The organism is Pseudomonas sp. 05N433 (assembly GCF_056396925.1).
Map to the genome: position 1 here is coordinate 210,694 of NZ_JBFTML010000009.1, position 22,978 is coordinate 233,671.

General features: G+C 60.8%; 25 protein-coding genes. 10 read left to right on the top strand and 15 right to left on the bottom strand.

Annotation, left to right across the window (positions count from 1 at the left end):
• Window positions 1–24: 24 nt before the first annotated feature.
• Complete coding sequence (locus AC1DIS_RS06675; protein WP_086944809.1) at window positions 25–567, bottom strand: helix-turn-helix domain-containing protein; 543 nt, start codon at window positions 565–567, stop codon at window positions 25–27.
• 109 nt (window positions 568–676) lie between these two features.
• On the opposite strand from AC1DIS_RS06675, the gene AC1DIS_RS06680 reads away from it, so the two are divergent.
• Both AC1DIS_RS06680 and AC1DIS_RS06685 read left to right on the top strand, forming a co-directional pair.
• A complete protein-coding gene (locus AC1DIS_RS06680; RefSeq protein WP_064619831.1) occupies window positions 677–1,459 on the top strand; it encodes an aldolase in 783 nt (260 codons plus the stop codon).
• A 29-nt stretch (window positions 1,460–1,488) separates the two neighbouring features.
• Entirely contained in the window at window positions 1,489–2,376 is an 888-nt protein-coding gene (locus AC1DIS_RS06685) for a dihydrodipicolinate synthase family protein (RefSeq protein WP_018926839.1), read from the top strand.
• A gap of 72 nt (window positions 2,377–2,448) precedes the next feature.
• Here the strand turns inward: AC1DIS_RS06685 and AC1DIS_RS06690 are convergent, their stop codons facing one another.
• The 3 genes from AC1DIS_RS06690 to AC1DIS_RS06700 form a co-directional block, all read right to left on the bottom strand.
• Window positions 2,449–2,793: a YegP family protein gene (locus tag AC1DIS_RS06690; RefSeq protein WP_018926840.1), complete on the bottom strand. Its 345-nt coding sequence runs from the start codon at window positions 2,791–2,793 to the stop codon at window positions 2,449–2,451.
• Between the two features lie 92 nt (window positions 2,794–2,885).
• Window positions 2,886–3,191, bottom strand: a complete 306-nt coding sequence (locus tag AC1DIS_RS06695) for a ribbon-helix-helix domain-containing protein (RefSeq protein ID WP_019580887.1) — start codon at window positions 3,189–3,191, stop codon at window positions 2,886–2,888.
• 14 nt (window positions 3,192–3,205) lie between these two features.
• On the bottom strand, window positions 3,206–3,787 hold the full coding sequence (locus AC1DIS_RS06700; RefSeq protein ID WP_018926842.1) for a DJ-1/PfpI family protein: 582 nt from the start codon (window positions 3,785–3,787) through the stop codon (window positions 3,206–3,208).
• A gap of 364 nt (window positions 3,788–4,151) precedes the next feature.
• On the opposite strand from AC1DIS_RS06700, the gene AC1DIS_RS06705 reads away from it, so the two are divergent.
• Window positions 4,152–5,066 (top strand): DMT family transporter, encoded by a 915-nt coding sequence (locus tag AC1DIS_RS06705; protein ID WP_086944807.1) that lies wholly within the window; start codon window positions 4,152–4,154, stop codon window positions 5,064–5,066.
• On the opposite strand, the gene AC1DIS_RS06710 is transcribed toward AC1DIS_RS06705, so the two are convergent.
• The 4 genes from AC1DIS_RS06710 to AC1DIS_RS06725 form a co-directional block, all read right to left on the bottom strand.
• Window positions 5,056–6,282, bottom strand: a complete 1,227-nt coding sequence (locus AC1DIS_RS06710; RefSeq protein ID WP_064619840.1) for a class I SAM-dependent methyltransferase — start codon at window positions 6,280–6,282, stop codon at window positions 5,056–5,058. The genes AC1DIS_RS06705 and AC1DIS_RS06710 overlap by 11 nt on opposite strands.
• 264 nt (window positions 6,283–6,546) lie before the next feature.
• Window positions 6,547–7,164 (bottom strand): TPM domain-containing protein, encoded by a 618-nt coding sequence (locus tag AC1DIS_RS06715; protein ID WP_018926845.1) that lies wholly within the window; start codon window positions 7,162–7,164, stop codon window positions 6,547–6,549.
• Window positions 7,165–7,212: 48 nt separating this feature from the next.
• Window positions 7,213–7,953, bottom strand: coding sequence for a TPM domain-containing protein (locus tag AC1DIS_RS06720; RefSeq protein WP_064619843.1), 741 nt, complete (start codon window positions 7,951–7,953; stop codon window positions 7,213–7,215).
• A gap of 43 nt (window positions 7,954–7,996) precedes the next feature.
• Window positions 7,997–8,608: a LemA family protein gene (locus tag AC1DIS_RS06725; RefSeq protein ID WP_064621343.1), complete on the bottom strand. Its 612-nt coding sequence runs from the start codon at window positions 8,606–8,608 to the stop codon at window positions 7,997–7,999.
• A 247-nt stretch (window positions 8,609–8,855) separates the two neighbouring features.
• Between AC1DIS_RS06725 and bglX the strand changes: the two genes are divergently transcribed.
• Entirely contained in the window at window positions 8,856–11,147 is a 2,292-nt protein-coding gene (bglX, locus tag AC1DIS_RS06730; RefSeq protein ID WP_018926848.1) for a beta-glucosidase BglX, read from the top strand.
• Between the two features lie 63 nt (window positions 11,148–11,210).
• Here the strand turns inward: bglX and AC1DIS_RS06735 are convergent, their stop codons facing one another.
• The 5 genes from AC1DIS_RS06735 to AC1DIS_RS06755 form a co-directional block, all read right to left on the bottom strand.
• On the bottom strand, window positions 11,211–12,368 hold the full coding sequence (locus tag AC1DIS_RS06735; protein WP_018926849.1) for a phospholipase D-like domain-containing protein: 1,158 nt from the start codon (window positions 12,366–12,368) through the stop codon (window positions 11,211–11,213).
• Between the two features lies 1 nt (window position 12,369).
• Window positions 12,370–12,960 (bottom strand): YceI family protein, encoded by a 591-nt coding sequence (locus AC1DIS_RS06740; RefSeq protein WP_018926850.1) that lies wholly within the window; start codon window positions 12,958–12,960, stop codon window positions 12,370–12,372.
• 232 nt (window positions 12,961–13,192) lie between these two features.
• Window positions 13,193–13,522 carry an amidase gene (locus tag AC1DIS_RS06745; protein ID WP_477743373.1) on the bottom strand — a complete coding sequence of 110 codons (330 nt, stop codon included), beginning with the start codon at window positions 13,520–13,522 and terminating at the stop codon, window positions 13,193–13,195.
• A complete protein-coding gene (locus AC1DIS_RS06750) occupies window positions 13,519–14,613 on the bottom strand; it encodes a serine hydrolase domain-containing protein (RefSeq protein WP_477743372.1) in 1,095 nt (364 codons plus the stop codon). The genes AC1DIS_RS06745 and AC1DIS_RS06750 overlap by 4 nt, the downstream gene beginning before the upstream one ends.
• A 65-nt stretch (window positions 14,614–14,678) precedes the next feature.
• Complete coding sequence (locus AC1DIS_RS06755; RefSeq protein WP_086944804.1) at window positions 14,679–15,566, bottom strand: acyl-CoA dehydrogenase middle domain-containing protein; 888 nt, start codon at window positions 15,564–15,566, stop codon at window positions 14,679–14,681.
• A gap of 154 nt (window positions 15,567–15,720) precedes the next feature.
• On the opposite strand from AC1DIS_RS06755, the gene olsB reads away from it, so the two are divergent.
• Together olsB and AC1DIS_RS06765 are read left to right on the top strand one after the other, a co-directional pair.
• Window positions 15,721–16,476 carry an L-ornithine N(alpha)-acyltransferase gene (olsB, locus tag AC1DIS_RS06760; RefSeq protein ID WP_019580897.1) on the top strand — a complete coding sequence of 252 codons (756 nt, stop codon included), beginning with the start codon at window positions 15,721–15,723 and terminating at the stop codon, window positions 16,474–16,476.
• A complete protein-coding gene (locus tag AC1DIS_RS06765; protein WP_086944803.1) occupies window positions 16,476–17,267 on the top strand; it encodes a lysophospholipid acyltransferase family protein in 792 nt (263 codons plus the stop codon). The genes olsB and AC1DIS_RS06765 overlap by 1 nt, the downstream gene beginning before the upstream one ends.
• Before the next feature lie 45 nt (window positions 17,268–17,312).
• Here the strand turns inward: AC1DIS_RS06765 and AC1DIS_RS06770 are convergent, their stop codons facing one another.
• Window positions 17,313–17,891 carry an acyl carrier protein phosphodiesterase gene (locus AC1DIS_RS06770; RefSeq protein WP_477743371.1) on the bottom strand — a complete coding sequence of 193 codons (579 nt, stop codon included), beginning with the start codon at window positions 17,889–17,891 and terminating at the stop codon, window positions 17,313–17,315.
• Between the two features lie 155 nt (window positions 17,892–18,046).
• Between AC1DIS_RS06770 and AC1DIS_RS06775 the strand changes: the two genes are divergently transcribed.
• Genes AC1DIS_RS06775 through AC1DIS_RS06785 form a run of 3 tightly spaced genes read left to right on the top strand, consistent with a single transcriptional unit; the run spans window position 18,047 to window position 20,621 of the window.
• Complete coding sequence (locus AC1DIS_RS06775) at window positions 18,047–18,349, top strand: ArsR/SmtB family transcription factor (RefSeq protein ID WP_018926857.1); 303 nt, start codon at window positions 18,047–18,049, stop codon at window positions 18,347–18,349.
• Window positions 18,350–18,383: 34 nt separating this feature from the next.
• Entirely contained in the window at window positions 18,384–19,550 is a 1,167-nt protein-coding gene (locus tag AC1DIS_RS06780; protein ID WP_018926858.1) for an MFS transporter, read from the top strand.
• A gap of 21 nt (window positions 19,551–19,571) precedes the next feature.
• Complete coding sequence (locus tag AC1DIS_RS06785) at window positions 19,572–20,621, top strand: alkene reductase (RefSeq protein WP_018926859.1); 1,050 nt, start codon at window positions 19,572–19,574, stop codon at window positions 20,619–20,621.
• A gap of 300 nt (window positions 20,622–20,921) precedes the next feature.
• Here AC1DIS_RS06785 and emhR read toward each other — a convergent pair whose 3' ends face one another.
• Window positions 20,922–21,554 carry an efflux system transcriptional repressor EmhR gene (gene emhR, locus AC1DIS_RS06790; RefSeq protein WP_064619872.1) on the bottom strand — a complete coding sequence of 211 codons (633 nt, stop codon included), beginning with the start codon at window positions 21,552–21,554 and terminating at the stop codon, window positions 20,922–20,924.
• A 264-nt stretch (window positions 21,555–21,818) separates the two neighbouring features.
• On the opposite strand from emhR, the gene AC1DIS_RS06795 reads away from it, so the two are divergent.
• Complete coding sequence (locus AC1DIS_RS06795; RefSeq protein WP_018926861.1) at window positions 21,819–22,976, top strand: efflux RND transporter periplasmic adaptor subunit; 1,158 nt, start codon at window positions 21,819–21,821, stop codon at window positions 22,974–22,976.
• The last annotated feature ends 2 nt before the right edge of the window (window positions 22,977–22,978 follow it).

Consider the following 22,978-nt stretch of genomic DNA (forward strand, 5'->3'; position numbering starts at 1 on the left):
CCTCGCCACAAAAGCCCGATAACCTCATTCCTCGCTGCTATGCACCACCACCAACAACTGCGCCTGCACCTCGCCCACTGACCTGAGGCGATGCGGTTTCTGCGCGTTGAAGTGCAGCGCATCCCCACGATTGAGCAGCACCCGCTCGTTCATGAAGTCCACTTCCACCTGCCCTTCATGGACGAACAGAAACTCTTCCCCCAGGTGTTCCTTGAAGGTTTTGTCGGTGAACTCGCTCGGCGGGTAAATGATGAACGGCAACAGGCTGCGCTCACTGACCTGATGGGCCAACACCGCATAACCCGGGCTCTGGTCGTTGGCGGCCAGGGACTGGCGTTCGTCGTTGCGCACCAGGCTGTAGCTGTCGAGGCTGACGTTGTCTTCGGAAAACAATTCCTCGACCTTCACGTTCAGCGCCCTGGCCAGTTTCAGCGCGGCGGCGATCGACGGGGTATTCAACCCGCGCTCGACTTTCGACAGATAGCTCTTGGTCATGCCGGATTTTTCGGCCAGGGCCTCCAGCGTCACGCCAAGTTTTTTTCTCAATAATTTCAAACGGATAGACATGTAGAGCGATTAACCCATCAAGGAGGCAACGATTTATCCTTGCCAATGACACAAAGTGTCATATAGCCTCTTTAGTGTCATTTGCATGCCCCACCCAAAGGACACCGATATGGCCAAGACATTAGCACTACCCAAAGAGCAACTGGTCAAGCAAGCGCTGACACAGATGCAAAACACCCTGGCGGATAATACGTGGACCGACCGGCAAAAGCTGGCCCTGACCTGCCGCATTCTCTTCGAAAACGGCCACGACTCCGGCCTGGCCGGGCAAATCACCGCTCGCGGCCCGCAACCGGGCACCTATTACACCCAGCAACTGGGCCTGGGTTTCGACGAGATCACTTCAGGCAATCTGTTGCTGGTCAACGAAGACCTGGAAGTGCTTGAAGGCCACGGCATGCCCAACCCGGCCAACCGCTTCCATAGCTGGGTGTACCGCGCCCGGCCGGACGTGAACTGCATCATTCACACGCACCCGACTCACGTCGCGGCGCTGTCGATGCTGGAAGTACCGCTGCAGATTTCCCACATGGACCTCTGCCCGCTCTACGACGACTGCGCGTTTCTCGAAGGCTGGCCGGGGGTGCCCGTGGGCAATGAAGAAGGCGAACTGATTGCCGGGGCCTTGGGCGACAAGCGGGCGATCCTGCTTTCCCACCATGGCCAGTTGTCCACCGGCGCGACCATCGAAGAGGCCTGTGTCATTGCGCAACTGATCGAACGCGCAGCGAAGTTGCAGTTGCTGGCCATGGCCGCCGGTGCAATCAAACCGATTCTTCCCGAGCTGGGCCGTGAAGCCCACGACTGGATATCCAAGCCCAAGCGCCACGCTGCCGCATTCAACTACTACGCCCGGCAGAACCTGCGCCAACACGCCGATTGCCTGCACTGACCCCACTCATTCTTGAAAGGAGAGACGCCATGTCGACCGTAAACATTCACGGCATCATCGGCTACACCATCACCCCGTTCACCGCCCAGGGCGAAGGCGTTGATCTCGACGCGCTCGGGCGTTCCATCGACCGCCTGATCGACAGCGGTGTCCACGCCATCGCCCCATTGGGCAGCACCGGCGAAGGCGCTTACCTGAGCGACGCGGAATGGGATCAAGTCAGCGAATTCAGCATCCGCCACGTCGCCAAACGCGTCCCGACCATCGTCAGCGTGTCCGACCTGACCACCGCCAAAGCCGTGCGCCGCGCGCGTTTCGCCGAGGCCCACGGCGCCGATGTGGTGATGGTGCTGCCGGCCTCGTACTGGAAACTCAGCGAGGCGGAAATCCTCGCCCACTACCGCGCCATCGGCGAGAGCATCGGCGTGCCGATCATGCTCTACAACAACCCGGCCACCAGCGGCACCGACATGTCGGTGGAGTTGATCCTGCGGATTTTCAACGCGGTCGACAACGTCACTATGGTCAAGGAAAGCACCGGCGATATTCAGCGCATGCACAAACTGCAACTGCTGGGCGAAGGCCGGGTGCCGTTCTATAACGGCTGCAATCCCTTGGCACTGGAAGCGTTCGCGGCCGGCGCCAAAGGCTGGTGCACAGCGGCGCCGAACCTGATCCCGCAGCTCAATCTCGACTTGTACGAAGCGGTATTGGCCAATGATCTGAGCAAGGCTCGCGAACTGTTCTACCGCCAGTTGCCGTTGTTGGACTTCATCCTCAAGGGCGGTTTGCCGGCGACCATCAAGGCTGGTTTGCGCCTGGTCGGGCTGGAAGCGGGCGACCCGCGGTTGCCGGTGTTTGCACTCGGCGAGACTGGCCGCAGTCAGTTGCAGGGTTTGTTGAACGCGTTGCGCTGATCGTCGGGAACACACAAAACCACTGCGGGAGCGAGCCGTCAGGCTCGCTCCCGCAGTGGGTATGCGGTGTGTTTAAAACACCGGCAAGGTCTTGTCCTTGATCACCGTGGTCGGACCGTTGGCCTTGACGCTGGCGATGCCTTTTTCCCTCGCGGCATCGGATGAATAAGACTCGCTGCTGCCAATGATCTCGTGGTTACCGGCCTTCAGATTGAAGTAAGGATGGCCATCCTTGGTGGCTTTTTTCTCGTAGCGTTCGTCCAGCGGGCTATTGGCCTGGACCGAGGCGATTCCGCTATCGACCGCACCGCGCGTGGTATACAGCTCACTGACCAGAATGGTTTCGGCGTTGGCCGCTTTCAACACAAACTTGAACTGACCATTGCTGGTTTTGCTCACTTCGTACCATCCAGACATGCTTGTTCTCCTTGGCGATTGAGAGGTTTCGCGCTTCAGAGTAAAGACCAAGCCAGGTTTTCTGTCGCCGGTAAGGTCCAAACAAAACCGCCCTACTTCACCACCGTCCGCACCACCGACAACTCAGGTGCCTGCACCCGGCGCTGGCTCAAATAGCGCATGCAACTGACCCGCAAGAACGAGGCGAAATTCACCACCTCGCCGCGGTAGTCCATCACCTCTTCATACAGTTTGGCGATCAACTGATTGGTGGTCATGCCGTCGACCTCGGCGATTTCGCTGAGGATGTCCCAGAACTGGTTCTCCAGCCGCAGGGTGGTCACCACCCCGCAGATGCGCAGCGAGCGGGAGCGCGATTCGTAGAGAATCGGATCGGCCTTGACGTAGAGCTCGCACATGGACAGGTCCCTCGTTAAAGCGTGATTTTAGTGCCCAGCAACCCGAGGAAACCGGCCAGCCAGCTCGGGTGCGCCGGCCAGGCCGGGGCTGTGGCCAGATTGCCTTGAACGTGGCCTTCCGTCACCGGGATATCGATGTACGTGCCGCCAGCCAGGCGCACTTCCGGGGCACAGGCCGGGTAGGCGCTGCATTCGCGACCTTCAAGAATGCCGGCAGCGGCCAGCAATTGCGCGCCGTGACACACGGCCGCGATCGGTTTGCCAGCCTTGTCGAACGCTTGCACCAGCGCCAGGACTTTTTCGTTCAGGCGCAGGTACTCCGGCGCACGACCGCCCGGGATCAGCAGCGCGTCGTAGTCCGCCGCATCGACCTTGGTGAAATCAAAGTTCAGGGCAAACAGATGACCGGGTTTTTCGCTGTAGGTCTGGTCGCCTTCGAAGTCATGAATCGCCGTGCGCACGGTCTGGCCGGCGGTTTTGTCCGGGCAAACGGCATGCACCGTGTGGCCGACCATCAGCAGCGCCTGGAAGGGCACCATCACTTCGTAGTCTTCGACGTAATCGCCAACCAGCATCAGGATTTTTTTAGCAGCCATGGGGAGGACTCCTCTGGAAAATGCGTGGGCCTGCAGGAGTATTCAAGGTAGTCCTTATCCGGCGGGTCGGGTAATAACCGACTACTACGGACGATATGAACTGGATTGGCTTTTTGTGGCGAGGGAGCTTGCTCCCGCTGGGGCGCGAAGCGGCCCTACCGGCTTCGTCAATCAATCGATGGTCTCTGGTTTTGCGACTGCTGCGCAGCCGAACGGGACGGTGCGGCGATCCGACAAGCTCCCTCGCCACAGGGACCGCGCTTAACTGTACGGATAACTCTGCACCCAGCTGTAACAGCGGAAAGCCTCAGGTTTATGGCTAGATAAAGAAACTTCCCGCCACCCTGAATTCTGGTCATCCATCATGTCCTCGCGCGAAAACACCGGCATGGCCCTCGGCCTGCTCGGCGTCGTTATCTTCAGCCTGACCCTGCCCTTCACACGGATCGTCGTGCAGGAACTCCATCCGCTGCTCAATGGCCTTGGCCGGGCGCTGTTCGCGGCGATTCCGGCTGCGCTGTTATTGCTGTGGCGCCGGGAAAAATGGCCCACCTGGAAACAGGTCAAAGGCCTGACACTGGTTATCGCGGGGGTCATCCTCGGCTTCCCGGTGCTGTCGGCCTGGGCCATGCAGACACTGCCCGCCTCCCACGGCGCACTGGTCAACGGTTTGCAACCGCTGTGCGTGGCGCTGTATGCCGCGTGGCTGTCCCATGAGCGTCCGTCGAAAGCCTTCTGGGCCTGCGCCGCGCTGGGCAGTGCGCTGGTGCTCGGCTATGCGCTGATCAGCGGAGCCGGCAGTATTCAGGCCGGTGACTTGCTGATGCTCGGGGCGATTGCCGTGGGTGGGTTGGGCTATGCCGAAGGCGGCCGGTTGGCCAGGGAGATGGGCGGCTGGCAGGTGATCTGCTGGGCGTTGGTGCTGTCGACGCCGTTGCTGATTGGGCCGGTGTTGTACCTGGCGCTGCAACATCAGGGCGAGATTTCGGCCAGGACCTGGTGGGCCTTCGGTTATGTCTCGCTGTTTTCGCAGTTCATCGGCTTCTTTGCCTGGTACGCCGGGCTGGCCATGGGCGGCATCGCCCGGGTCAGTCAGATCCAGTTGCTGCAGATCTTCTTCACCATCGCGTTTTCGGCGTTGTTCTTCGGTGAGCACGTCGAGCCGATTACCTGGCTGTTTGCGGCCGGGGTGATCGTGACGGTGATGCTCGGGCGCAAGACCGCAGTGCGCCCGGCGCAACCGGGCACGTTACCGGCGGGGGTTCAGCTCAAGCCTTAGCGACCAGGAACCCGTCAGCCCGCAGCAGGGTTTCCAGGCAATGTTCGCTGATGTGGTAGAAATCCTTCAGCTCCTGAATCTTCACCAACAGCTGAGCCGGGTCCACCGGCTCGGCGCGTTTGACCGCCAGAATCATCTTGTTCTTGTTGGTGTGGTCCAGTGAGATGAACTCGAACACCTTGGTCTCGTAGCCGCAGGCTTCCAGGAACAACGCACGCAAACTGTCGGTGACCATTTCCGCCTGCTGGCCCAGGTGCAGGCCGTATTGCAGCATCGGCTTGAGCAGCGCCGGGCTCTGGATCTGCAGGCGGATCTGCTTGTGGCAGCACGGCGAGCACATGATGATCGCAGCGCCGGAACGGATGCCGGTATGAATCGCATAGTCGGTGGCGATGTCGCAGGCATGCAACGCGATCATCACGTCCAGCTCGCTCGGCGCCACGCTGCGCACGTCACCGCATTTGAACACCAGCCCCGGATGTTCCAGCTTCGCCGCCGCGCTGTTGCACAGCTTGACCATGTCTTCACGCAGCTCGACACCGGTCACCTCGCCCTCGGCTTTCAGGGTGTTGCGCAGGTAGTCATGGATCGCGAACGTCAGGTAACCCTTGCCCGAGCCGAAATCCGCCACCCGCACCGGTTTGTCCAGCGCCAGCGGCGAGGAGGTCAGCGCATGGCTGAAGACTTCGATGAACTTGTTGATCTGCTTCCACTTGCGCGACATCGCCGGGATCAGCTCATGCTGGGCGTTGGTCACGCCGAGGTCTTTGAGGAACGGCCGGTTCAGGTCGAGGAAGCGGTTCTTCTCGCGGTTGTGCTCGGCGGACGGCACTTCACGCAATTGCTGAGGTTTGCTCTTGAACAGCGAAGATTTGCCCTTTTTGCTGTATTCGAGCTGGGCTTCGTCGGTCAGTGACAGTAAATGCGCATTTTTGAACGATGCCGGCAACAGCGCGGCAATGGTCGCCACACCTTCGGCAATCGGCAGGTTCTTGGTGATGTCGCGGGTCTTGTAGCGGTAGACGAAGGACAGGCACGGCTGATCCTTGACCGTCAGCTGCTTGATGATCAACCGCTGCAAGTCCGCTTCGCCACCAACGTACTTGGCCAGCACCAGTTTGATGAAGGCATTGGCGTCCAGGCTGGTTTGCAGCAGGTCGATGAACTGGGCGTGGTGATCCGGCGCGAGGCTGGCGGGAGTGGCGGTGACAGACATGGAAAAAACGGCCTCGGGCGGTGCGAATCGGGGAATGGCGGGTATTTTAGGGGGGATGGCCGTTCGGGACACGCAGTTATTTACCAAATGGTGCGAATCCCGAGGCAAGTAAGTTTCCTGTGGCGAGGGGGCTTGCCCCCGTTGGGCTGCGCAGCGGCCCCCTAGTTTCTTCAGTCACACCCAGTTCTCTGGTTTTACGACTGCTTCGCAGCCGAACGGGAGCAAGCCCCCTCGCCACAAAAGCTACCGAAGGCTGCGATCTTTTTAGCTCAACACCACCAACCGATTCGGCAATTCATTGCGCACCTGGGTCACCGGCACGTGCACCTTGAGCAACTCGCCGCACGCCTCGATGCACGTCACAAACCCCTGCAACGTCTGCCCCTGCTTCACCTGCTGGGTAAACGTCGCCACAATCGCGTCCCAATTCTTGTTGTCCAGCCGTTTGGAAATCCCTTCATCCACCAGAATTTCCACGTAACGCTCGGCCTCGGAGACAAAAATCAGCATGCCGGTGCCGCCCACGGTGTGGTGCAGGTTCTGCTCCAGGAACTGCCGACGCGCCAGGTTCGACGCACGCCAGTGACGGACCGAGCGCGGGATCAGGCGCGTGGTGACTTTCGGAATCCGGAACACCAGGCACAACACGATGAAGCTGACCCATTGCACCAGCAACAGACTGTGCATGGTCAGCCAACCGGTCAGGTAATGCACGATACCCGGCACCACCAGCGCCAACAGGCTGGCCCAGAGCAGCGGGATATACGCATAGTCGTCGGCGCGGGCCGCGAGCACTGTCACCAGTTCGGCGTCGGTGTCGCGCTCGACCCGGGCAATCGCCTCGGCGACTTTGCGTTGTTCGTGTTCAGTCAGTAATGCCATGTTTATGAATGCCTGCTCGCTATTGTTGTTGTGTTTCCCGCCGTGTCATCACCAGCCGCCCGACGAACCACCGCCGCCGAAACTGCCCCCGCCGCCACTGAAGCCCCCGCCACCGCCGCCAAAACCCCCGCCACCGAAACCACCCCGGCCTCTACCCCCTCCACTTGGCAGAATACCGAACATCTGGCCGACGAAGATCGTCAGGATAAACAGCAGCACCAGGAACACGAATATTCCCGGATGCCGCGCAACGAAATCGCTCTCCTGATTGCCACGCGGCTCATACACCGTCGACGGCTCGTTCAGCGGATTGCCCCCCAGCACCACCAGCATCGCCGAAACGCCATCGCTGATGCCCTTGCTGAAATTGCCGGCCTTGAACGCCGGCGTGATCACCTGATTGATGATCACCGAACTCTGCGCATCGGTCAGGCGATCTTCCAGGCCATAACCGACTTCGATCCGCAATTTTCGCTCGGCACGCGCGACAATCAGCAGCGCGCCGTTGTTCTTGTCCTTCTGGCCAATGCCCCAGTAGCGTCCCAGTTGATAACCGAAATCCGCGATGTCGGCGCCCTGCAGGTCCGGCAACGTGACCACCACCAACTGCTCGCCGGTGGACTTCTCGTGGGCATTAAGCTGCTGAACCAGCTGCTCGCGCACCGCTGGCTCGATCATTTGGGCGTTGTCCACCACCCGTCCGGTCAGTTCCGGAAACTTCAACCCGGCCTGGGCCGTCAGGGCAAAGACCCAGAACAACAGCATCAGGCCCACTTTCATCACGCGCATTGGCAACCTCTTCCTTGGTGGCACTTCAAACCCGGTCCGGCGCCTACTGGAACTTCACTTCAGGCGCTTTTTCGGCACCGGGGCTGGTGGCCTCGAAAGTTTCGCGGATCGGCAAGTCGCTGTACAACACGGAGTGCCACAAGCGACCGGGGAAGGTACGAAGCTCGGTATTGTACTTCTGCACCGCGAGGATGAAGTCGCGACGCGCCACGGCGATGCGGTTCTCGGTGCCTTCAAGTTGCGATTGCAGCGCCAGGAAGTTCTGGTTGGCCTTGAGGTCCGGATAACGCTCGGACACCACCATCAACCGACTCAGCGCGCCGGTCAGCTGATCCTGCGCCTGCTGGAACTGTTTGAGTTTTTCCGGATTGTCCAGCGTGCTGGCATCCACCTGGATCGACGTCGCCTTGGCCCGGGCTTCGACCACCGCGGTCAGGGTTTCTTCCTCGTGTTTGGCATAGCCCTTGACGGTTTCCACCAGGTTGGGGATCAGGTCGGCGCGGCGCTGGTACTGGTTCTGCACCTGGCCCCAGGCGGCCTTGGCCTGCTCGTCGAGGGTCGGGATCGTGTTGATGCCGCAACCGGCCAGCAGAGCGGTCAGCAACATCAAGGCTGCAACCTGCAGGCTCGACCGATAGGGGTGTCGTACATTCATCTGGTTGATGCTCCCTTGCACATTGCGTTGATAAAACAACCGGCGAACTTTGACCCCGGCTCTTGGGGCATAATCTGCGCCGCTACTGGATTGCATCGAGCCAATGGGCTAAAAGATGCCCAGCGAAAAAGCAGTAAGAAGTGTGCTGCATTTTTCTGAGTAATACCCAAACAACAATAGTCGCTCCCCAAATTTTGGCTGACCGGCGCGTATTCACTGCCGCTTGGGCCTTTTGAGAAGAACATTCATGAAGAAGCTGTGTTTGCTGGGCCTGTTCGTCAGCCTGGCCAGTCATACCGTATTGGCCGCCACGACGCCCGCACCGATAGAGAACAAGGACGCCTTCATCAGCCATCTGATGAAACAAATGACCCTCGATGAAAAAATCGGCCAGTTGCGCCTGATCAGCATCGGCCCGGAAATGCCTCGGGAGCTGATCCGCAAGGAAATCGCGGCCGGTAATATCGGTGGCACCTTCAACTCGATCACCCGCGCCGAAAACCGTCCGATGCAGGACGCGGCCATGCGCAGCCGGTTGAAGATCCCGATGTTCTTCGCCTATGACGTGATCCACGGCCACCGCACGATTTTCCCGATTCCTCTGGCCCTGGCCTCGAGCTGGGACATGGACGCCATTGGCCGGTCCGGGCGCATCGCCGCCCAGGAAGCCGCGGCTGACAGCCTCGACATCACTTTCGCGCCGATGGTCGATATCTCCCGCGACCCACGCTGGGGCCGCACCTCCGAAGGCTTCGGCGAAGACACTTACCTGGTTTCGCGAATTGCCGGTGTGATGGTCAAGGCCTTGCAGGGCAGCGGTGCGAACGCGGCTGACAGCATCATGGCCAGCGTCAAGCATTTTGCCTTGTACGGCGCGGTCGAGGGCGGTCGCGACTACAACGTCGTCGACATGAGCCCGGTCAAGATGTACCAGGATTACCTGCCGCCCTACCGCGCCGCCATCGACGCCGGTGCCGGCGGGGTGATGGTTGCGCTGAACTCGATCAACGGCGTACCGGCCACCGCCAACACCTGGCTGATGAACGACCTGCTGCGCAAGGAATGGGGCTTCAAGGGCCTGGCAGTCAGCGACCACGGGGCGATTTTCGAGCTGATCAAACACGGCGTCGCCCGCGACGGTCGTGAAGCGGCGAAGCTGGCGATCAAGGCCGGCATCGACATGAGCATGAACGACACGCTCTACGGCAAAGAGCTGCCGGGACTGCTCAAATCCGGCGAGATCGAACAGAAAGACATCGACAACGCCGTGCGCGAAGTGCTCGCCGCCAAGTACGACATGGGTCTGTTCAAAGACCCGTACCTGCGCATCGGCAAGGCCGAGGATGACCCGGCCGACACCTACGCCGAAAGCCGCCTGCACCGCGCCGAGGCCCGTGATGTCGCGCGCCGCAGCCTGGTGTTGCTGAAGAACCAGGGCGATACCCTGCCCCTGAAGAAAACCGCGAAAATCGCCCTGGTCGGCCCTTTGGCGAAAGCACCGATCGACATGATGGGCAGTTGGGCTGCCGCCGGTAAACCTGCGCAATCGGTCACCCTGTTCGACGGCATGACAAATGCCCTCGGCGCGCAGTCGACGCTGATCTACGCCCGTGGCGCGAACATCACCGACGACAAGAAAATCCTCGATTACCTGAACTTCCTCAACTTCGATGCCCCGGAAGTAGTGGACGATCCGCGCCCGGCCAACGTGTTGATCGACGAAGCGGTAAAAGCCGCCAAGGATGCTGATGTGGTAGTGGCTGCAGTTGGCGAATCCCGTGGCATGTCCCACGAATCGTCGAGCCGCACCGACCTGAACATCCCAGGCAACCAGCGCGAGCTGATCAGGGCGTTGAAAGCCACCGGCAAACCGCTGGTGCTGGTGTTGATGAATGGCCGTCCGCTGTCGATTCTCGAAGAGAAAGAGCAGGCTGACGCGATTCTGGAAACCTGGTTCAGCGGCACCGAAGGCGGTAACGCCATCGCTGACGTGCTGTTCGGCGACTACAACCCGTCGGGCAAGCTGCCGATCACCGTTCCGCGCTCGGTGGGTCAGATTCCGACCTACTACAACCACCTGAGCATTGGCCGGCCGTTCACTCCCGGCAAACCGGGCAACTACACCTCGCAGTATTTCGAAGACACCACCGGGCCACTGTTCCCGTTCGGCTTCGGCCTGAGCTACACCCAGTTCAGCCTGACCGACATGGCATTGTCGTCGACCACGCTGAACAAGACCGGCAAGCTCGACGCCAGCGTCGTGGTGAAGAACACCGGCAAGCGTGACGGCGAAACCGTGGTGCAGTTGTACATCCAGGACGTGACCGGCTCGATGATCCGCCCGGTCAAGGAACTGAAGAACTTCCAGAAAGTGCTGCTCAAGGCCGGCGAACAGAAAGTCGTGCACTTCACCATCACCGAGGATGACCTGAAGTTCTACAACGCCCAGCTCAAGTACGCCGCGGAACCGGGCAAGTTCAACGTGGAGATCGGCCTGGACTCACAGGACGTGACGCAGCAGAGCTTTGAGTTGCTGTAACCCCGCCTGAAAGCAAAAGATGATCGTTCCCACGCTCTGCGTGGGAACGATCTGAAAAAGTGTTCAGCCCCGCCGATCCAGCAGATTCACCACCACCCGATCCACCCATCCCCAAACCCTTTGCTTGACCCGCCGCCACAACGGTCGGCGCTTCCACGCCTCAAGACTGACTTCCTGGCTCAAGGCAAAGTCATTCTCGAAACTCGCCGCCACCGCTCGGGTCAGCCCCGGGTCCAGGGCTTCGAGGTTGGCCTCCAGATTGAAGCGCAGATTCCAGTGATCGAAATTACATGAGCCGATACTCACCCAATCGTCGATCAACACCATTTTCAGGTGCAGGAAACACGGCTGGTATTCGAAGATCTTCACCCCGGCCCTGAGCAGTCGCGGGTAGTAGCGATGCCCGGCGTAGCGCACCGACGGGTGATCAGTACGCGGCCCGGTCAGCAGCAGACGCACATCGACGCCGCGATTCGCCGCCCGGCGCAGCGAGCGGCGGACTTTCCAGGTTGGCAGGAAATAGGGCGTGGCCAGCCAGATTCGCTGCTTGCCGCTGTTCAGCGCGCGAATCAGCGATTGCAGAATGTCCCGGTGCTGGCGGGCGTCGGCATAAGCGACCCGGCCCATGCCCTCGCCCATCACCGGCACTCGCGGCAGGCGCGGTAGACCGAAGTGTGAAACGGGTTTCCAGGCACGCCGATAGCGGTTGGCGATCCATTGGCGGTCGAACAGCAATTGCCAGTCGATGACCAGGGGACCGGTGATTTCCACCATCACTTCGTGCCATTCGCAGGTGTCTTCGCCCGGCGACCAGAACTCATCGGTGACCCCGGTGCCACCAACGACCGCCAGGGATTGATCCACCAGCAGCAACTTGCGGTGATCGCGATAGAAGTTGCCCACCCAGCGTCGCCAGCTCAGCCGATTGTAAAAACGCAACTCGACCCCGGCGGCCATCAGGCGCTGACGCAAAGTCAGGGTGAAGGCCAGGCTGCCATAGTCATCGAACAGACAGCGTACCCGCACGCCACGCTCGGCCGCCTGGACCAGCGCCTGAACCATCGCCTCAGCGCAGGCCCCTGCCTCCACCAGGTACAGCTCCAGCTCGACTTGTTCTTCGGCGCGGGCAATCGCCACCAGCATGCGCGGGAAAAACTGCGGGCCGTCGATCAGCAGTTCGAAGCGATTGCCTTCGCGCCACGGAAAAATTGCACCACGCATGTCAGCGCGCCGTGAAAATCAGCACCGCACCCACCGGTACCGACAGACTGATGGCCGACAAACCGGCGAGCTTGCGCAAGCTTTCCAGGCCTGGGGCCAGGTCGAAATCTTCGGCGCTGATCACCAAAGGCTCGAGGGTCACTACTTGAAAGCGCCGGTCATCGAGACGGGTCGCCAGCAGTTCGGCGTTGTATTGGTGTTGCTTGCCATGCAGGTCGACGGTCACCGGCAAGCGCAGTTCCAGTTGCGCACCGGGCGCCAGGTCGTTGATTGGCCGCAAATCGATCTGTGTGGTGATCAGCGCTTCGGGAAACGTCTGGATCTGGAACAGTTCCTTGCGCATGCGTTCGTCACGCAGCGGAATACCGCTATTAACCGACTCCAGCTCGACTTCCACCTCGGCCAGCCCCTTGGGGTCGACCTTGCCATGCAGCACCAGAAAGCGCTGCACTTCGGAGATGTTGGCGTTTTTGGTGCTGACAAACGACAGCCGCGAGGACTCGCCGTCCAGATACCAATTGGCCTGGGCCGACACGGTGACACCGGCCAGCAGCAGGGAAGCGAGGGTTTTGTAGATGAACCGCTTGAACATAGAAACTCGGGGGCAGATAAACCTGAGCGAACCTTAACTGGCTTGAGGCAGGTTGCAAACTTTCTGTGACTTCGCCCCAATCTTTGTGGCGAGGGAGCTTGCTCCCGCTGGAGTGCGAAGCGCTCCCGAAATCAGACAATGAGTTCCTCCAATCAGATCTCCGCCGCTGGCATTACGACTGCTTCGCAGCCGAGCGGGAGCAAGCTCCCTCGCCACAACGAGTACGACCACGTCAGGGTTGCAGGTGGCAGCCCTGGCGCTCGCCGATCCACTGTGCGCTGTTGCTGCGCCCCAATCCGCCGACCGTTACCCGCTTGCTCGCGGCATCATCGACGAAACCGCTGGTGGGTAAATACTGCTTCACATAACCCTGGCAATACGCCGCCGGATTGTTCATCACATACCGGCACGAGCAGTATTCCTTGGCGGTGTAAGCACTGATGATGTCGGGAAAAGCCCACAGCGCCACGCGTTCCTGCCAGACCCAGCCGAGCACGGCGATCAGCAGCACCAGCAACAGCGTGCTGAACGGCCGACGGCGAATGAAACTGCGACGGCTCATGGCTGCACCTTCATGGCAAACGCCTTGAGCGCGAGTTTGAGCAGTTCGTTATGCCGGTAACTTCCATCGCGATCATCGCCGTAGCGGACGATCACCAGCTTTTCGCTGGGAATCACATACATCGCCTGGCCCCAATGGCCCAGCGCGGCGAAGGTGTCGACGGGCGCATCGGGCCAGGGTTGTGCTGCACCGTCCACCGCTCGATTGAGCCACCAATGCCCGCCAGGCACCGCTTCATCCTGGTTGGCTCGGTAGCGGGCGAACGGCTCACGGCTGAAGTCGACCCACGCCTTGGGCAGCAGCTGCCGCTCGCGCCAGCGACCGTCGCGCGCCATCAACAGGCCGACCCGTGCCAGGTCCCGGGCGGTGAGGTAGGCATAGGACGATGCGACAAATGTCCCCGTGGCATCCGCCTCCCAAACCGCGCCGCGAATGCCCAAGGGTTCGAACAATGCGGTCCACGGATAATCCGGATATCGGGCCGGGCCAACAATGGCTTTCAACGCGGCGGAAAGCAGATTGCTGTCGCCGCTGGAGTAGCGGAAGGCCTGACCGGGCCTGGCGTACGCGTCATGGTCGGCGGTAAACGCAGCCATGTCGCGATGACCTCGGGTGTAGAGCATCGCTACCACCGAGGACTTCAACGGTGCGTACTCATAGTCTTCCTGCCAATCCAGGCCCGAGGCCCAATGCAGCAAGTCGGCCATGGTCATGGCGGGGTGTTTTTCCAGCGCTGGATAGAACTGCACCGCCGGGTCCTGCAATTTGAACAGACCTTCGCCATAGGCCACGCCGAGCACCGTGGCCATCAGGCTTTTGCTGATCGACCAGGTCAGGTGCGGGGTGTCGGCACGGGTCGGGCCGGCGTAGCGCTCGTAGACGAGTTGGCCGTCATGGATCACCAGCAAGGCATCGGTGCGGATGCCCTCGCGGGTGGTGTCGTTGCAGAGTGGGAAAGCGTAGTTTTCCAGGGCTTGAACGGCCGGACCGGTGACTGTCGGGCCGGGCAACCATTGCTCGGCCGGCCAGTTTTCGGCCTGGGCCGTGAAGCTGAACAGCAGGATGGAAATCAGCGACAAGCCTTTGAACATGGAGGACGCTCGGAGGATGAACCTGCTGAGCCTAGTCGAGGTTGATGACAGTTTTGGGAGGCCCGTCACCCTAACGAAGATCCCGCCAACGCCTTGGCCAACCGCTTGCCCCGCGCCCCTGCCGCCAGATCCATCACGGCCTGATCGCGCTGCCACATCGCCGCCCACTGCGGCGGGCCGTCGGTCATGGCCTGATTCACTTCAGCCTTGAGCCCGTCGAACTGTGCAAACAAACCACCCAGCAACACATGCCCGGCCGGATTGTTCGGCGCCTGGCGGCTGACTTCCGCGCACCCGGCCAGCAGCGCCAGCAAACGCAGTTGCAAGGTGTGCGGCCAGTCGTTGTCCTGGCCGATGCCGAACAGCCACGCGGTCATCGCACTCAGCACATAAATGTCTTCCAGGGTACGGAACGGTTTGACGTAAGCATCCCAGCCATCCCCCGCCAGCAATTCGCACAGCGCGTTGTCGAGAAACAGCCGACCGTGGCTGATCTCGGGCATCAACGGCAACGGCGCGAGTTTCTCCAGACGCACGCCTGGTTCGCCGGGGTAAACCACCGCCAGACTCAGGCGCGGATCGCTGCCAGGCTCTTCGCTGCGAGCGGCGACCAGCAGCCAGTCGGCGGCATCGCCGGCGGTGACGAAATCCTTGCGTCCGCTCAGACGCAGATCCCGCAGCCGGGTCTGCATGTCCGCCACCCGCAAGCTGCGTTGCTCGGTCGCGCACAACGCACCGAGGCTCAGCGGCGCGCTCGGCCAGAGCATGCGCAGCGCCGCTTGATACCCCACCAGAAACGCCAACCCCGGAGTCGCCATCAGGCGTCCGCCGTTCACCGCCAATTCGAACGGGGTGACCGTGCCCAAGCGGTGCAACAAGGTCGCGAAGCCTTCGCCAAGGTCGGGGTCGGCGGGCAGGCGATCGCTGCGGTTCAACAGGGTTTGCCAGGGCATAAGAGGCTCCTTGTGGGCTGTCATATAAGCATCACCAAAGCTTCATGGCGATGACACCGGGGCTACATAGCCTGACTTTGCACAACACGGCTGCATAAAGAAAGTCGATCGGCTGCAACCCAAGACGGGTGGCCAGCCCGTACGGAGATTCGCAATGACTCAGATCGCCCGCATCAGCGACACCGGCAATGAACGCCGCCTGCAAGCCGAACGCCTGGTGGGCGCCGAGGCACTGCAGGAAGCCCAGGCCTTGCGCTTCAACGTGTTCAGCGGCGAATTCAACGCCAGGCTGAAAGGCGCGGAATTGGGTCTGGACATGGATGACTATGATGTTCACTGCGCCCACATCGGCGTACGTGACTTGAACACCGGGCGCCTGGTGGCGACCACTCGTTTGCTCGACCACACGGCCGCCAGCAGCCTGGGAAAGTTCTACAGCGAAGAAGAATTCAGCCTGCATGGCCTGGTTCATCTGAAAGGCCCGATCCTGGAAATCGGTCGCACCTGCGTCGACCCGGCCTACCGCAACGGCGGCACCATCGCCGTGCTCTGGGGTGAACTGGCCGAAGTGCTGAACCAGGGCGGCTACAGCTATCTGATGGGTTGCGCGAGCATTCCGATGCAGGACGGCGGCATCCAGGCCCACGCGATCATGCAACGCCTGCGCGAACGTTACCTGTGCACCGAACACCTGCGGGCCGAGCCGAAGAAGCCATTGCCGACGCTGGACATTCCATCGAACGTCATCGCCGAAATGCCGCCGCTGCTCAAGGCCTACATGCGCCTGGGCGCAAAAATCTGCGGCGAGCCGTGCTGGGACGAAGACTTCCAGGTGGCCGACGTGTTCATCCTGCTCAAGCGCGACGAGCTCTGCCCGCGTTACGCCAAGCACTTCAAGGCGGCTGTGTAATGAGCCGCTTGCGGGTGTACGCGCGAATTGCGCGAGTGCTGATGGTGGTGGCGCTGGGCTTGACCATGGCCAGTGTGTTCGGCGCGTTCGAACGACTGGGGATTGCCCATTCGATGGTCCGTCGCCAGCGCTGGTCGCGGTTTTTCATGGCGCGGCTGAGCAATGCCCTGCCCTTTCATGTCACCGTCCATGGTCAATTGCCGAAGGCGCCGATGCTCTGGGTCAGCAACCATGTGTCCTGGACCGACATTCCGCTGCTGGGCATGCTCACGCCGCTGTCGTTCCTGTCCAAGGCTGAAGTGCGCACCTGGCCGGTGGCGGGCTGGTTGGCGGCCAAGGCTGGCAGCCTGTTCATTCGCCGTGGTTCAGGCGACAGTCAGTTGATCCGCAAACAGATGACTCGCCATCTGGAACAGGAACACCCGCTGCTGATGTTCCCGGAAGGCACCACCACCGATGGGCGTTCGCTGCGCACGTTTCATGGTCGTTTGCTGTCAGCGGCGATCGATTCCGAAGTGGCGCTGCAACCGGTGGCGATTCGTTATCTGCGCAACGGCGAGCTGGATACCCTGGCACCGTTCATTGGCGATGATGATTTGCTGTCACACCTGATGCGCTTGTTCGCCAATGATCGGGGTGAGGTGGAGATTCACCTGCTCAAGCCGATCGCTTGCGAAGGTCGCGAGCGTGCGGCACTGGCGTTCGAAGCGCAACAGGCGGTGCAGAAGGCGTTGTTTGGGGCGATTCCGGAACCCCGGCAAGTCCCGATTCGCCCCGCCATCGCCGCTTAAACACACTTTTCTGTGGGAGCGGGCTTGCTCTCTCCCACAGTGGTTTTATGTCGCCGGCTGACTCTGCACAAAATCCTGAAGCTGCGGATAGAACAACCGAAAATCCTCGCTCAACGGTTCATACAACCACCGCAACTCTTGCATCGCTGCGGCCAGCTCCTCGGGCCGCGTCAGCCTGCGTGAAATCCCCCGCAGTACCTGCTCCAGCACTTCGAATTCCTGATAAGCCCCCAACCAGTCATTGGCCACCATGTGCGGCGCAATCTTCGCCAGGCGCTCCGGCAACTGCGGCTCGGCCAGCAGCACCCGGTAAACATCCGAGGTGAACTGCGTAAGCGGACGGTCGGCGTACAGCGCCCAGTCCCGCGCCAGGCAATGGTCGAAAAACACATCGAGCACGATCCCGGCGTAACGCCTGCGCGTGATGGAAAACCGTGACAACGAGACATCCACCAACGGATGACGGTCGGTGAAGACATCGATGCTGCGATGCAACTGGATGGCCGCTTCGATCTCCGGATCGAACTGCCCCTGCAGCCGTCCCTTGACGAAGTCGCCATACAGACTGCCGAGCATTTGACCGGGGCGTTGGCCACCGAGGTGCAGATGTGCGAGATAGTTCATGGGCGCAGCTTAGCACTGCCTCACCAATATCGTTATAACCCGATATACCGATTTACGCAGTCATCAGACCGAAATCATATTGGTATATCGCGAAATACCGATTTAAAGTTCGCCCCATCGCGATATAACGTTTTACTCATCACGAGCCCCAAGCCATGAACCTCGACCTCGACGAAATAATAAAAGCCCTGGCACACCCGGTACGGCGAGAAATCCTGCACTGGCTCAAAGACCCGGCCGTCGAATTTCCCGACCAGACCCACAGCAACGAGCACGGCGTCTGCGCCGGGCAGATCGATCAACGTTGCGGTTTGTCGCAGTCCACGGTGTCCGCACACCTGGCGACCCTGCAACGCGCCGGCCTGATCAGCAGCCGCAAAGTCGGCCAGTGGCATTTTTTCAAACGCAACGAGGAAACCATCCAGGAATTCCTCCGCACCTTCAGCAAAGAGCTCTGACCCTTTACGTCAGTACGCCGATAAGGAATCAACCATGCCCCTCTCGCTACTCATTCTGGCCTTGAGCGCCTTCGCCATCGGCACCACCGAGTTCGTCATCATGGGCTTGCTGCCCGATGTGGCGGCGGACCTCGGCGTGTCGATCCCCGGCGCCGGCTGGCTGGTGACCGGTTACGCCCTGGGCGTGGCCATCGGCGCGCCGTTCATGGCACTGGCCACCGCCAGGCTGCCGCGCAAGGCCGCATTGGTAGCGTTGATGGGGATTTTCATCATCGGCAACCTGCTCTGCGCCCTGGCCAGTGACTACAACGTCCTGATGTTTGCCCGTGTGGTCACCGCCTTGTGCCATGGCGCGTTCTTCGGCATCGGTTCGGTGGTGGCGGCAGGCCTGGTGCCGGCCAACAAACGTGCGTCGGCCGTGGCCCTGATGTTCACCGGCCTGACCCTGGCCAACGTCCTCGGCGTACCGCTGGGCACCGCGCTCGGCCAGGAAGCCGGCTGGCGTTCGACCTTCTGGGCAGTGACCGTGATTGGTGTGATTGCGCTGATCGGTTTGATCCGCTTTCTGCCGGCCAAGCGCGATGAAGAGAAACTCGACATGCGCGCCGAACTGCGCGCCCTCAAGGGGGCCGGTATCTGGTTATCCCTGAGCATGACCGCCTTGTTCGCCGCGTCGGTCTTCACCTTGTTCACCTATGTCGCGCCGCTGTTGGGCGAAGTCACTGGTGTTTCCCCGCGTGGCGTGACCTGGACCCTGGTGCTCATCGGCCTGGGCCTGACAGTCGGCAACATCATCGGCGGCAAGCTGGCTGACAAAGGCATGGCGGCGACGCTGATCGGCGTGTTCATCACCATGGCGGTGGTCTCCACCGTGCTGACCTGGACCAGCGTGGCCCTGATCCCGACCGAAATCACCCTGTTCCTCTGGGCCACCGCGTGCTTTGCCGCCGTGCCGGCACTGCAAGTCAACGTGGTGACCTTCGGCAAGGCTGCACCGAACCTGGTGTCGACCCTGAACATCGGCGCCTTCAACGTCGGCAACGCACTCGGTGCCTGGGTCGGCGGCAGCGTCATCGCCCACGGCTTCGGCCTGACCCGCGTGCCACTCGCGGCAGCCGCACTGGCGGTGCTCGCCCTGCTGGTGACCCTGATTACTTTCCGTCAGAGCGGCGATGCCGAGCTGGCCCCCGCTACCCATTAATCGCTAAAAGAGAGCTATTAAATGACGACAATTTTCGATCCGATCAAACTGGGCGACCTCGAGTTGGCCAACCGCATCATCATGGCACCGTTGACCCGCTGCCGCGCCGACGAAGGCCGTGTGCCGAACGCGCTGATGGCCGAGTATTACGTGCAGCGCGCCTCTGCCGGCCTGATCCTCAGCGAAGCCACGTCGGTTACGCCGATGGGCGTCGGATACCCGGACACTCCCGGCATCTGGTCCAACGACCAGGTGCGCGGCTGGAGCAACGTGACCAAAGCGATCCACGGCGCGGGCGGCAAAATCTTCCTGCAACTGTGGCACGTGGGTCGGGTTTCCCACCCTTCGTACCTGAACGGCGAAGCACCGGTCGCACCGAGTGCCATCCAGCCTAAAGGCCATGTCAGCCTGGTTCGTCCATTGGCCGACTACCCAACTCCGCGCGCCCTGGAAACCGCTGAAATCGCCGACATCGTCGACGCTTACCGCGTGGGGGCCGAGAATGCCAAGGCCGCCGGTTTCGACGGCGTGGAAATCCACGGTGCCAACGGTTACCTGCTCGACCAGTTCCTGCAAAGCAGCACCAACCAGCGCACCGACAACTACGGTGGCTCCCTGGAAAACCGTGCGCGCCTGTTGCTGGAAGTGACTGACGCCGTGATCGAAGTCTGGGGCGCTGGCCGCGTCGGCATGCACCTGGCACCGCGCGCCGACTCCCATGACATGGGCGACGACAACCTGTCCGAGACCTTCACCTACGTCGCTCGCGAACTGGGAAAACGCGGCATCGCGTTCATCTGCTCGCGCGAAAAAGAAGGCGCCGACAGCCTCGGCCCGCAATTGAAAGAAGCCTTCGGCGGCCCGTACATCGCCAACGAACGCTTCACCAAGGACAGCGCCAACGAGTGGCTGGCCAGCGGCAAGGCCGACGCGGTGGCGTTTGGTGTGCCGTTCATCGCCAACCCGGACCTGCCAGCGCGCTTGAAGGCCGATGCACCGCTGAACGAGCCGCGTCCTGAACTGTTCTACGGCAAGGGCCCGGTCGGTTATATCGACTATCCGACGCTGTAAGCCTCGACCGTTGAAATGCAAAAGCCCCGACTCGAAAGAGCCGGGGCTTTTGCGTAAGGAAGATCAAAGGTCACTGAGGCAAATGCGATGCCTTTGGTCGGCTATTCGGCGCCCTTGTAGCCGGGGCGTTCACACTCATTCACATACTCGACACAAAATCCCTACAAAATACGTAGCTCGCTACCTATCAACCTGGCGAACGTACGTATATAAAAGCATCCCATTGCAAAAAAGCGCGCGAAGCAGGGACATTCCCCGCGTCATGCCTTGACAAAAACGGATCCAATTACGCATTTTGTTTCAATTGCGCAGGCTGGGACTCAAGCGCAGCATATCCAAACCTGTGTCGACCCAACGCTCGGCTTCGATGTGCAGTTGAAAACTGTCGGGAGCCAACAGCCACTGATACAGGATGCCATCGATGTAGGCATGCAAGCTGATGGCCGCGCGGGCAGCGTCGAGGTTTTCCGGTAACTGCCCGCGATTCACCGCATTACTCAGGGCCAGCGCGATTCGCACATTGCAATCGAGGCTGACCGTTCGGCGCTGCTGGCGCAGGTCGCACATTTCATCGGTGAATTCGCACTTATGAAACAGAATCTCGTTGATGCGTCGGGTTTTCGGGTCCATGGCAACTTGATGAAACAAATGAATCAGCAGTTTGCGCATGCAGCCCAGCGGGTCGAGTTCGTCTTGGCTTTCACTGGCCTTGGCCATTTCATTCAGCGGCTCGTGCAGGGTATCGAGCATCGCCTGCAGCAGATCCGCCTTGTTACTGAAATGCCAGTAGATAGCCCCGCGAGTCACCCCGGCCAGGGTAGCGATATCCGCCAGCGTCGTGCGTGCCACGCCCCGCTCGAAAAAGGCTTTTTCTGCCGCTTCGAGTATCTGGCTTCGGGTTTCTTGAGCTTCCTCTTTGGTGCGACGGACCATGGCAGTAAAACCTCAATCAGGGTGCCTCAGCGATGTCTGAGCATCCGCTGAATAGAAGTGAGGCGAGCGCTTTCGGGCTTCGTCTCAGGCCTACAATTCAAATCTTTGGACGGCTTTTGTAACGGTGTGGGTACGCCGCCAAGGTATTTACAAACAAGCATGAATGTAAGTATATTCCTTAGCAAGCTACTTATCCACCCGGTAAAATTTTTTAACCTTCCACCTTTCTTGTGCGCAACTTGCGCGCCTGACCCGAGGATCTTCATGCAATTCAAGCCAGCTGTTACCGCTCTGGTTACTGCCCTCGCCCTGGCATCGCTGCTCAGTGGATGTAAAAAGGAAGAGGCGGCACCTGCCGCACCCACCCCTCAGGTCGGCGTCGTAACCCTGCAACCACAAGCCTTCACCCTGACGTCCGAACTTCCGGGGCGCACCAGTGCGTTCCGCATTGCCGAAGTTCGCCCACAGGTCAACGGCATCATTCTCAAACGACTGTTCAAGGAAGGCGGCGACGTCAAGGCCGGACAGCAGCTGTATCAGATCGACCCGTCGGTCTATGACGCGACCCTGAAAAGCGCCGAAGCCAACCTGCGTTCGACCAAGTCGATCTCCGATCGCTACAAGCAACTGGTCGACGAACAGGCTGTCAGCCGTCAGGAATACGACACGGCACTGGCCAACCGCCTGCAATCGGAAGCCTCCCTGCAGACCGCCCAGATCAACGTGCGCTACACCAAGGTCTACGCACCGATCTCCGGTCGAATCGGCCGTTCGTCGGTGACGGAAGGCGCGCTGGTCAGCAGTGGCCAGAGCGACGCCATGGCGGTCATCCAGCAACTGGACCCGATCTATGTCGACGTGACCCAGTCCTCGGTGGAGCTGCTTGAGCTGCGCCGCGAACTGGAAAGCGGTCGTCTGCAAAAGGCGGGCGACAATGCCGCCGCGGTCAAGCTGACACTGGAAGACGGCAGCCAGTACGCCGTGGACGGCAAGCTCGAGTTCTCTGAAGTCTCGGTAGACCAGACCACTGGTTCCGTGACTCTGCGCGCGGTGTTCCCGAACCCTGATCACACCCTGCTGCCGGGCATGTTCGTTCACGCTCAGTTGCAATCCGGCGTGAACAGCGCGGCGATTCTGGCGCCGCAACAAGGCGTGACCCGCGACCTCAAAGGCACCCCGACCGCGCTGGTCGTGGGTCCGGACAACAAGGTCGAACTGCGTCAGCTCAAGGCCAGCCGTACTGTCGGCAACCAATGGTTGATTGAAGACGGCCTGAAGGCAGGCGATCGCCTGATCACTGAAGGGCTGCAATTCGTCAGACCTGGTGTTGAAGTCAAGGCCACTGAAGCCACCAACGTCAACGCCAAGAGCCCGGTCCCCGCACAGGCAGCCAAAGTCGCTGTCGGCGGCAAAGGGGAGTAAAC

Bases quoted from the DNA above. Each gene is read 5' to 3' on its own strand.
- AC1DIS_RS06675 (WP_086944809.1), bottom strand. From the start codon at position 567: ATGTCTATCCGTTTGAAATTATTGAGAAAAAAACTTGGCGTGACGCTG.
- AC1DIS_RS06680 (WP_064619831.1), top strand. From the start codon at position 677: ATGGCCAAGACATTAGCACTACCCAAAGAGCAACTGGTCAAGCAAGCG.
- AC1DIS_RS06685 (WP_018926839.1), top strand. From the start codon at position 1,489: ATGTCGACCGTAAACATTCACGGCATCATCGGCTACACCATCACCCCG.
- AC1DIS_RS06690 (WP_018926840.1), bottom strand. From the start codon at position 2,793: ATGTCTGGATGGTACGAAGTGAGCAAAACCAGCAATGGTCAGTTCAAG.
- AC1DIS_RS06695 (WP_019580887.1), bottom strand. From the start codon at position 3,191: ATGTGCGAGCTCTACGTCAAGGCCGATCCGATTCTCTACGAATCGCGC.
- AC1DIS_RS06700 (WP_018926842.1), bottom strand. From the start codon at position 3,787: ATGGCTGCTAAAAAAATCCTGATGCTGGTTGGCGATTACGTCGAAGAC.
- AC1DIS_RS06705 (WP_086944807.1), top strand. From the start codon at position 4,152: ATGTCCTCGCGCGAAAACACCGGCATGGCCCTCGGCCTGCTCGGCGTC.
- AC1DIS_RS06710 (WP_064619840.1), bottom strand. From the start codon at position 6,282: ATGTCTGTCACCGCCACTCCCGCCAGCCTCGCGCCGGATCACCACGCC.
- AC1DIS_RS06715 (WP_018926845.1), bottom strand. From the start codon at position 7,164: ATGGCATTACTGACTGAACACGAACAACGCAAAGTCGCCGAGGCGATT.
- AC1DIS_RS06720 (WP_064619843.1), bottom strand. From the start codon at position 7,953: ATGCGCGTGATGAAAGTGGGCCTGATGCTGTTGTTCTGGGTCTTTGCC.
- AC1DIS_RS06725 (WP_064621343.1), bottom strand. From the start codon at position 8,608: ATGAATGTACGACACCCCTATCGGTCGAGCCTGCAGGTTGCAGCCTTG.
- bglX (WP_018926848.1), top strand. From the start codon at position 8,856: ATGAAGAAGCTGTGTTTGCTGGGCCTGTTCGTCAGCCTGGCCAGTCAT.
- AC1DIS_RS06735 (WP_018926849.1), bottom strand. From the start codon at position 12,368: ATGCGTGGTGCAATTTTTCCGTGGCGCGAAGGCAATCGCTTCGAACTG.
- AC1DIS_RS06740 (WP_018926850.1), bottom strand. From the start codon at position 12,960: ATGTTCAAGCGGTTCATCTACAAAACCCTCGCTTCCCTGCTGCTGGCC.
- AC1DIS_RS06745 (WP_477743373.1), bottom strand. From the start codon at position 13,522: ATGAGCCGTCGCAGTTTCATTCGCCGTCGGCCGTTCAGCACGCTGTTG.
- AC1DIS_RS06750 (WP_477743372.1), bottom strand. From the start codon at position 14,613: ATGTTCAAAGGCTTGTCGCTGATTTCCATCCTGCTGTTCAGCTTCACG.
- AC1DIS_RS06755 (WP_086944804.1), bottom strand. From the start codon at position 15,566: ATGCCCTGGCAAACCCTGTTGAACCGCAGCGATCGCCTGCCCGCCGAC.
- olsB (WP_019580897.1), top strand. From the start codon at position 15,721: ATGACTCAGATCGCCCGCATCAGCGACACCGGCAATGAACGCCGCCTG.
- AC1DIS_RS06765 (WP_086944803.1), top strand. From the start codon at position 16,476: ATGAGCCGCTTGCGGGTGTACGCGCGAATTGCGCGAGTGCTGATGGTG.
- AC1DIS_RS06770 (WP_477743371.1), bottom strand. From the start codon at position 17,891: ATGAACTATCTCGCACATCTGCACCTCGGTGGCCAACGCCCCGGTCAA.
- AC1DIS_RS06775 (WP_018926857.1), top strand. From the start codon at position 18,047: ATGAACCTCGACCTCGACGAAATAATAAAAGCCCTGGCACACCCGGTA.
- AC1DIS_RS06780 (WP_018926858.1), top strand. From the start codon at position 18,384: ATGCCCCTCTCGCTACTCATTCTGGCCTTGAGCGCCTTCGCCATCGGC.
- AC1DIS_RS06785 (WP_018926859.1), top strand. From the start codon at position 19,572: ATGACGACAATTTTCGATCCGATCAAACTGGGCGACCTCGAGTTGGCC.
- emhR (WP_064619872.1), bottom strand. From the start codon at position 21,554: ATGGTCCGTCGCACCAAAGAGGAAGCTCAAGAAACCCGAAGCCAGATA.
- AC1DIS_RS06795 (WP_018926861.1), top strand. From the start codon at position 21,819: ATGCAATTCAAGCCAGCTGTTACCGCTCTGGTTACTGCCCTCGCCCTG.